The sequence below is a fragment of the Streptomyces sp. NPDC058864 genome (assembly GCF_042742985.1).
Lineage (GTDB): Bacteria > Actinomycetota > Actinomycetes > Streptomycetales > Streptomycetaceae > Actinacidiphila.
Genome location: NZ_JBHYMQ010000136.1, coordinates 1 through 8,852 on the forward strand (window position 1 = coordinate 1; position 8,852 = coordinate 8,852).

Genomic DNA, 8,852 nt, shown 5'->3' on the forward strand with positions numbered 1-8,852 from the left:
CGGCGGCGCAGGTCGATCCTGCGCCGCCGGGCGGCGTGGTGTGGACGGTACAACGGTGGTGCAACGTCACTTCATCGCAGTGAGGGCGTGGTTGAGCTCCACGACGTTGACCCGTTCCGCGCCGAGGAAGCCCAGGACCCGGCCCTGGACGTGGTCCTCCACCAGCTTGCGCACGGCGGCGGCGTCCAGGCCGCGGGCCTCGGCGACCCGCTCCACCTGCTCGCGGGCGTACTCCGGCGAGATGTGCGGGTCGAGGCCGGAGCCGGAGGCCGTGACGGCGTCGACCGGCACGTCCTCGGGGGCGACGCCGTCGAACTCGGCGACCGCGGCCCGGCGCTCCTTGATGGTCTTCACCAGGCCCTCGTCGTTCGGGCCGAGGTTGGAGGCGCCGGTGACGAGCGGGTCGTAGCCGCCGGGACGCGGCTGGAACCACTTGGGGTCCGGCTGGGCGACCTCCTCGGCGTCGTCGGGGTTCTTCTTGGGAAGGTTGAAGCTCTGGCCGATGAGGCTGGAACCGACGGTCTTGCCGTCCTGGGTGATCGTGGAGCCGTTGGCCTGGTCGGAGAACGCCGCCTGGGCGACGCCGGTGACGGCCAGCGGGTAGGCGATGCCCAGGAGCACCGTGAACACCAGCAGCATCCGCAGGGCGGCCACGTGGTTGCGCACCACTGAGGGCAGGGAGCCGGACATGATGGATCGCCTTCTTCTGTCAGCTGAGGCCGGGGATGAACTGGATGATCAGGTCGATCACCTTGATGCCGGCGAACGGCAGCACGAGACCGCCCAGGCCGTAGACCCAGATGTTGCGGGTCAGCAGCGAGGAGGCCGACGACGGCCGGTAGCGCACGCCGCGAAGGGCGAGCGGGATCAGTACGACGATGATCAGGGCGTTGAAGATGATCGCCGAGGTGATCGCGGACGCCGGGCTGTGCAGCTGCATGATGTTGAGCTTGTCCAGGCCCGGGTAGGCGATCGCGAACATCGCCGGGATGATCGCGAAGTACTTCGCGACGTCGTTGGCGATGGAGAAGGTGGTCAGCGCGCCGCGGGTGATGAGCAGCTGCTTGCCGATCTCCACGATCTCGATCAGCTTGGTGGGGTCGGAGTCCAGGTCCACCATGTTCCCGGCCTCCTTGGCGGCCGAGGTGCCGGTGTTCATGGCCACGCCCACGTCCGCCTGGGCCAGCGCCGGGGCGTCGTTGGTGCCGTCACCGGTCATCGCGACGAGCTTGCCGCCCGCCTGCTCCCGCTTGATCAGCGCCATCTTGTCCTCGGGCGTCGCCTCCGCCAGGAAGTCGTCCACCCCGGCCTCGTCGGCGATCGCCTTGGCCGTCAGCGGGTTGTCACCCGTGATCATGACCGTGCGGATGCCCATCCGCCGCAGCTCGTCGAACCGCTCCCGCATGCCGTGCTTGACGACGTCCTTGAGGTGGATGACGCCCAGCACCCGGGCCGTGCCGTCCTCCTTGGCGGCCACCACCAGCGGCGTACCACCGGACTGCGAGATGCGGTCGACCAGCGACTGCACCTCCTCACCCGCCCGGCCGCCGTTGTCGGCCACCCACGCGGTCACCGCGGACGCGGCACCCTTGCGGACCTGACGGCCGTCGACATTCACGCCCGACATCCGGGTCTGCGCGGTGAACGGCACGAACTCGGCATGCCCGAGCTCGCCCTCGTGCCGCTCGCGCAGCCCGTACTTCTCCTTGGCCAGGACGACGACCGAACGACCCTCGGGCGTCTCGTCGGCCAGCGAAGACAGCTGCGCCGCGTTCGCCAGCTCGGCCGCGGCGGTGCCCTTGACCGGCAGGAACTCCGACGCCTGGCGGTTGCCGAAGGTGATGGTGCCGGTCTTGTCCAGCAGCAGCGTGTTCACGTCGCCGGCGGCCTCGACGGCACGACCCGACATGGCGAGCACATTGCGCTGCACCAGGCGGTCCATGCCGGCGATGCCGATCGCCGACAGCAGGCCGCCGATCGTGGTCGGGATGAGTGCGACGACGAGCGCCGCGAGGATCACGATGCTCTGCTCGGCGCCCGCGTAGATCGCGAACGGCTGCAGCGTCACGACCGCCAGCAGGAAGACGATGGTCAGCGAGGCCAGCAGGATGTTCAGCGCGATCTCGTTGGGCGTCTTCTGCCGGGCCGCGCCCTCCACCAGCGCGATCATCCGGTCGATGAAGGTCTCACCGGGCTTGGAGGTGATGCGCACGACGATCCGGTCCGACAGCACCTTCGTACCGCCCGTCACCGCCGAACGGTCACCACCGGACTCCCTGATCACCGGAGCCGACTCACCCGTGATCGCCGACTCGTCGACCGACGCGACACCCTCCACGACGTCACCGTCACCGGGGATGATCTGCCCGGCCTCGACGACGACGTGGTCGCCCAGCTTCAGTTCGGAGGCCGCGGCCTCCTCCTCACGGAACGAGGTGGCACCCGGCCGCCAGTCGGTCAGCCGACGCGCGACGGTGTGGGTCTTCGTCCGCCGCAGGGTCTCGGCCTGAGCCTTGCCCCGGCCCTCGGCCACGGCCTCGGAGAGGTTCGCGAAGACGACGGTCAGCCACAGCCACACCGTGATGACCCACGCGAAGACACTCGGGTCCTTGATCGCCGAGAGGGTGGTCAGCACCGCGCCGACCTCGACCACGAACATGACCGGGTTCTTGATCATCACCCGCGGATCGAGCTTCTTGAACGCGTCCGGCAGCGAGGTGAGGAGCTGCTTCGGGTCCAGCATGCCGCCGGAGACCCGGTGCGGCTGCTGAGGCTCGGTCGGGGTGCCCCCCGGCGTGGCCGGGGGTTCGAGGGTGGTCAGGGACATCAGGACAGACCTTCCGCAAGCGGACCCAGCGCCAGGGCCGGGAAGTAGGTGAGGCCGACGACGATCAGGATCACTGCCGTCAGCAGGCCGACGAACTGCGGCCGGTGGGTGGGCAGCGTGCCCGCCGTGGCCGGAACCGGCTGCTGCTTGGCAAGCGAGCCGGCCAGCGCCAGGACGAACACGATCGGCAGGAAGCGGCCGAACAGCATGGCCAGACCGAGCGCGGTGTTGTACCAGTCGGTGTTGACCGTCAGGCCCGCGAACGCCGAGCCGTTGTTGTTGGCGGCCGAGGTGAAGGCGTACAGCACCTCGGAGAAACCGTGCGCGCCGGTGTTGAGCATGCCCGCGCGCTGACCCGGCATCGCCATGGCGAGACCGGCACCGATCAGAACGATCGCCGGGGTGGTGAGGATGTACAGGGAGGCGAACTTCATCTCCCGGCCACCGAGCTTCTTGCCCAGGTACTCCGGGGTGCGGCCGACCATCAGACCGGCCACGAAGACCGCGATGATCGCCAGGATGAGGATGCCGTAGAGACCCGAGCCGGTACCACCGGGGGCGATCTCACCGAGCATCATGTTGAAGATCGTCATCCCGCCGCCGATCGGCGAGAACGAGTCGTGGAACGAGTTGACCGCACCGGTGGAGGTGAGGGTGGTCGACACCGCGAACAGCGCCGAGCCCCACACGCCGAAGCGCTGCTCCTTGCCCTCCATCATGCCGCCCGCCACATGGCCGGCCTGGCTGCTCACGCTGTGCAGCTCGTTGACGGTGACGATCGCGACCGAGGCGGCCCAGATGACGCCCATCACGGCGATGATCGCGTAGCCCTGGCGGTTGTCGCCGACCATGCGGCCGAAGGTGCGCGGCAGGGAGGTGGCGATCACCAGCAGGAGGTAGATCTCCAGCCAGTTGGTGAAGGCGTTGGGGTTCTCGAAGGGGTGGGCGGAGTTGGCGTTGTAGAAGCCGCCGCCGTTGGTGCCCAGCTCCTTGATGACCTCCTGCGAGGCGACCGGGCCACCGGTCAGGCTCTGGTGGTCACCGATGAGCGTGGAGATGGAGTCCACGCCGTGGAAGTTCTGCACGGCGCCGCCCGCGACCAGCACGATCGCGAAGACGAAGGCGAGCGGGAGCATGACGCGCACGACGATGCGTGTGAGGTCCACCCAGAAGTTGCCGATGCGGTCGGTCTTCTTGCGGGTGAAGCCCCGGATCAGGGCCGCGACGATGGCGATGCCGACGGAGGCGGAGACGAAGTTCTGTACCGCGAGGCCGGACATCTGCACCAGGTGGCCCATCGTGGACTCACCGGAGTAGGACTGCCAGTTGGTGTTGGTGACGAAGGAGGCGGCCGTGTTGAAGGACACGCCGGGCGTCACGGCGGGCATGCCTATGGACAGCAGCAGGTGGTTCTGCAGCCGCATGAAGCCGTAGAGGAAGAGGACGGAGACGGCCGAGAAGGCCAGCACGCTCCGCAGGTAGACGGACCACTTCTGGTCCGCGTCGCCGTCGACCCCGCCGAGCCGGTACGCGAAACGCTCGACGCGCAGGTGCTTGACGGAGGTGAGGGTGTGGGCCATGTAGTCGCCCAGCGGCCGGTAGGTCAGGGCCAGCGCGCCGACCAGCGCGAGGATCTGGAGCCAGCCCGCGAGGGTGTCGTTCACTAGAACTTCTCCGGGTAGATCAGCGCCAGCACCAGGTAACCGACCAAGGCCACGGCGACGACGAGTCCGACGACGTTTTCGATGCTCACAGCCGCTCCGCCCCCTTGGCCACGAGGCCGAGCACGGCGAAAACAGCGACGGTGAGGACGATGAAGGCCACATCTGGCATGCGGAGACACCCCGGAAGTCGTGTGGGGACGATGCCGCGCACCCGGTCGGGCCCGCGGCGCCGGTGAAGAACCGGTGTACGTAGCGAACCGCCCCGGGGTGCCCCCGGCGCGGTTCGTTAGCGGGTTCCTGACGCGGCCCCGGAGCGGCTTGACGGCACTTTGACGCCTGTCGGCCGAACGGGTGACGGGTGTGACGTGGCACACCGGCACCGCCTGCGGGCCTCAGGACGGCCGCGTTCCCCGGGCGGGCGCCGGCCGCCGCGACCCGGGCCTTGCGGGTGGGCAGGCCCGCCGGTACGGCCCGGTGGTGCGGGAAGCGGGGTCAGAACCGCACGTAGACGTTCTTCGACTGGGTGTAGGACTCCAGCTCCTCGATGCCCTCCTCGCGGCCGACGCCCGAGTTCTTCACGCCGCCGAAGGCGGCCCCGGGCAGGTGCGCCGAGCTGGCGTTGATCCACACGTAGCCGGTGCGCAGGTCGCGGGCGGCGGCCATGGCGGTGTGCAGGTCGGTGGTCCAGACGCTCGCGGTGAGGCCGTACGGCAGGGCGTTGGCCTCGGCGATCGCCTGGTCGTACGAGTCGAAGGGCGCCGCCACCAGCACCGGGCCGAAGATCTCCTCGCGGAACAGCGGCCCGGACGGGCCGGCGGGGGCGGAGAAGAGGGTTGGCCGGACGTAGTAGCCGGGGCGGTGCAGAGCGCTGCCGCCCGCGACGAGTCGGAGCGCGGGGTCGGAGAGGCCCGCCCGGATGTAGGAGGTCACCTTGCGGTAGTGCTCGGCCGAGACCAGGGGGCCGATGTCCGTCGCGGGGTCCGCCGGGTCGCCGAGGCGCATGGCGTCCATGCGCCTGCCGACCTCGGTCACCAGGTCCCCGTACAGCGAGCGGTGGACGAGCAGCCGCGAGGTGGAGCCGCAGCTCTGGCCCTGCCAGGTGAAGTTCATGCCGGCCATCGCACCGTCGACCGCGGCGTGCACGTCGGCGTCGGGGAAGACGATCAACGGGTTCTTGCCGCCCAGTTCGAGGGTGACGGTCTTGACCGCGGCGCTCGCCGCGCGCGCCTGGACGCGGCGTCCCGTGGCGGACGAACCGGTGAACGCGATGCGCGGGACGTCGGGGTGGGTCACCAGCCTTTCGCCCGCCTCGGAACCGAGCCCCGGCACGATGTTCAGCACGCCGGGCGGCACGACGCCGGCGGCCAGCTCGCCCAGGCGCAGCGCGGACAGCGGGGTCGCCTCGGCGGGCTTGAGGACGACGGTGTTGCCGGCCAGCAGCGGGGCGGCGATGCGGGCGGCCGCGAACAGCAGGGGGTGGTTCCAGGGGATGATCCGCCCGACGACGCCGAAGGGGTCGCGCAGGGTGTAGTCGAGGGCGTCGTGGTCGGCCATGGGGACGGTCTCGCCGCGCAGTTGCAGGGCGAGTCCGGCGAAGTAGCGCAGCTGGGCGACGGCCGCGCGGACGTCACCCAGCATGACCCCGATCGGGCTGCCGTTGTCGAAGGTGTCGGTCCAGGCCAGTTCCTCGCCGTGCGCCTCGATCGCCTCCGCGAGCGCGACCAGCACCCGTGCCCGGTCCGCCACGGAGGTGGCCGCCCAGGCCGGCGCGGCCGTGCGGGCCGCCTCGACCGCCGCGTCCACGTCCTCGGCACCGCCTAGGGGTACCCGGGTCATCACCGTCTCGTCCGCGGGGTTGACGACGTCCAGCGTGACCCCCGAGGCCGCTTCGGTCGCCGCACCGCCGATCAGCATGCGCCACGGGCGGTCAACGATCTCGCCCGCCGTCGGTCGTGCGCCGGTGGCGCCGTACGGATTCGACAGCTCCGAAATTCGCATACAGTCCAGGTTTGCACCAATATGCACCTGTTACGGTGATTGAATGTTTTATATCGGCAAACACCACGTATAGCGCAGCCCAAGGGACCGGGCGCGGACGGAGCGGCCGACTCAGCCGTCCAGCCAGCCGCGTTCGCGCGCCAGCAGCGCGATCTGGAACCGCGTCCGCGCACCGAGGGCGGTACCCGCCTCGCTGACGTGCTTCTGCACCGTCCGTCGGCTCACGCCGAGCACCCGGGCGATCGCGTCGTCCTTCATCCCCGTGGCCATGAGGTGGAGGATCTCCCGGGTCCGTTCGTCGGTCTCGACCGCCTCACGCTCTCGGCGCGGGGCGGGCCAGTCCTGGCGGCTCTCCAGGGAGACCGGCGTCGCGCGTTCCCAGATGCCCTCGAAGAGCGCCACGCACACCTCGATCATGGCCGGGGAGTGCACCACCAGTGAGCCCGCCGAGGGCCGGTCGCCGTGCAGCGGGAGGAGGGCGGCGGTCCGGTCGAAGAGGGCCAGCTTGACGGGAAGCCGTGTGCCGAGGCGGAATTCGCCGCCCACCGCGGTGCCGCGGATCGCGGTCTCCAGGGACACCTCGTCGGTGAAGCCGTCGGCCTCGTACACCGAACGCAACCGCACTCCCGGGGCCACGGCGGTGCGGTCCGGGTCCCGGTGTCCCGAGTCGTCCGCGGTCTCCGTCACGTAGGGCGGTTTGGCCAGGTGCAGCACCTCGCTCCGGCTGCCCTTCAGCAGGTGCGCGTAGCGGGCGGCGACCTCGTCCCCGTGCTCCAGCACCTCCACCAGGTCGGGTGCGCCGGGGTGCGCGGCGGAGCGGTAGAGCTCGTCGAGCTGTTCCATGAAGAGCTCCGTGCGGGCCAGCTCGCTCCGCCGGCGGGCGAGCAGCGAACCCAGCGACGAGCGCGGCGGGCCGGCCTTCCAGCGCGGGGACCCGCCGGGGATGCGGATGACCAGGAGTTCGTCCTCCAGGGCCCGCAGGGCGCGTTCGGCCTCGCCGGCGGACGTGCCGACCGCCCCGGCCACCGCGGCGGCGTCTGCGGAAGGGTGGCCCACCAGGTACTCCAGGACCCGTGCGCCCAGGGGGTCCAGCCCCGTCCCCGCCCAAGGACCGCCCGATGAGACATCCATGCAGCCTGCCACCCCTGTACGTCCGCGCCCCGCGTGATGATCGTACGCCTCGCGGAACGGCCGGCGGGGGCCCGGTCCGGCGTGCGCCGGTCCGGGCCCCCGTCGGGGTGCTAGCGGTGCCGCGGCCGCTCAGCGGCAGGTGCCCGCGGGGCGGGCCCGCGTCACCAGGTCCGTGTCCGTGGTGGTGGTGTCCATCCACAGCACGCGACTCCCGGTGCCCGCGGCGGCGTTGGACTGCTGGCCGTGGCTGCAGGAGACCCGGCCGAGCGGGGCGCCCTGCGGGGTGAACTGGTACAGCTTGGCCAGCGAGTCGTTGTAGTCGTCGAAGACCTGCGAGAACGAGGAGTACAGGGTCAGCGTGACCGCGGTGTCCGACGCCGTGAGGCCGTACGCGCGGACGGGACTCGGGCCCTTCTCCGCGATGACGTCGGTGACGGCCGAGCCGTCGACGGACGCACGGCGCAGGGTGGTGAAGTCGTCGTCGGTGTAGTCGGTGTCGATGAGCCAGTACACACCGGCCGCGGTGATCACCGGCGTGCTGATCCACTCCGGCTGCGAGGGCGCGCCGAGGGCCGTGGTCTTCCCCGTCCTGGTGTCGAAGACCTCCACGACGATGCCGTAGGTGCCGTCGAACAGCCCGTCGTGGATGTACGCGATGCGCCCGTCCTTGACGGCGGGTTCGACCGTCTGGTTGTAGTCCCGGCCGACCGGCACCTCACGCGGCGTGGTCTCGCCGCCCTTCAGGTACAGGACCCGCTGCAGCGAGGTCACCTCGTCACGGCGGGACCAGGCGACCGTGTCGCCGTCCACGCTCAGGCCGCTGATCTCCGAGCCGGTGCTGTACAGGGTCCTGACGGGACCGCCGCCCACGGGGGCGGACAGGATGTCGTAGGTGCGGGCCCAGGGGTCGTCGCCGGGGGCCTCGCCGACCGCCACCCACACCACGCGCTTGCCGTCGGTGACCGGGCTGAGGTGCGAGCGCCCGTCGACCGGGGAGATCCGGCGGGGCTTGCCCTTGCCGTCGGTGCGGCCCGTCCACACGGCGTACGGCTCGGTGCCGTCGGCGCCGGCCGACTTGGGGGCGGCCCACCAGTCGCCGCCCGCGCTGGGGACGTTGCCGGTGCCGACGAACGACATCAGGGTGCCGAGCCGGCCGAGCAGGACGTCGCTGTCCAGGCCGAGGCCCTTCTCCCAGCCGGGGACGATGCCGTGGGCGTCGAAGGCCTGCTTCA

General features: G+C 70.7%; 6 protein-coding genes and 1 pseudogene. All 7 read right to left on the reverse strand.

Annotated elements, in window-relative coordinates:
- Positions 1 to 66 precede the first annotated feature (66 nt).
- Positions 67 to 690 (reverse strand): potassium-transporting ATPase subunit KdpC, encoded by a 624-nt coding sequence (gene kdpC, locus ACFW3D_RS41630; protein WP_500513656.1) that lies wholly within the window; start codon positions 688 to 690, stop codon positions 67 to 69.
- A 19-nt stretch (positions 691 to 709) separates the two neighbouring features.
- The gene (gene kdpB, locus ACFW3D_RS41635; protein ID WP_500513657.1) at positions 710 to 2,827 is read right to left on the reverse strand and encodes a potassium-transporting ATPase subunit KdpB; all 2,118 of its coding nucleotides are present in this window, start codon (positions 2,825 to 2,827) and stop codon (positions 710 to 712) included.
- On the reverse strand, positions 2,827 to 4,491 hold the full coding sequence (kdpA, locus tag ACFW3D_RS41640; RefSeq protein WP_500513658.1) for a potassium-transporting ATPase subunit KdpA: 1,665 nt from the start codon (positions 4,489 to 4,491) through the stop codon (positions 2,827 to 2,829). Before kdpA ends, kdpB begins: the two co-directional genes overlap by 1 nt.
- Positions 4,491 to 4,580: a K(+)-transporting ATPase subunit F gene (gene kdpF / locus ACFW3D_RS41645; protein WP_326579416.1), complete on the reverse strand. Its 90-nt coding sequence runs from the start codon at positions 4,578 to 4,580 to the stop codon at positions 4,491 to 4,493. The genes kdpA and kdpF overlap by 1 nt, the downstream gene beginning before the upstream one ends.
- Positions 4,581 to 4,983: 403 nt before the next feature.
- Entirely contained in the window at positions 4,984 to 6,489 is a 1,506-nt protein-coding gene (locus ACFW3D_RS41650) for an aldehyde dehydrogenase family protein (protein ID WP_500513660.1), read from the reverse strand.
- Positions 6,490 to 6,600: 111 nt separating this feature from the next.
- Positions 6,601 to 7,620 (reverse strand): helix-turn-helix transcriptional regulator, encoded by a 1,020-nt coding sequence (locus ACFW3D_RS41655; protein ID WP_500513662.1) that lies wholly within the window; start codon positions 7,618 to 7,620, stop codon positions 6,601 to 6,603.
- A 129-nt stretch (positions 7,621 to 7,749) separates the two neighbouring features.
- Positions 7,750 to 8,852: pseudogene (locus ACFW3D_RS41660) on the reverse strand (M4 family metallopeptidase); the annotation flags it as partial.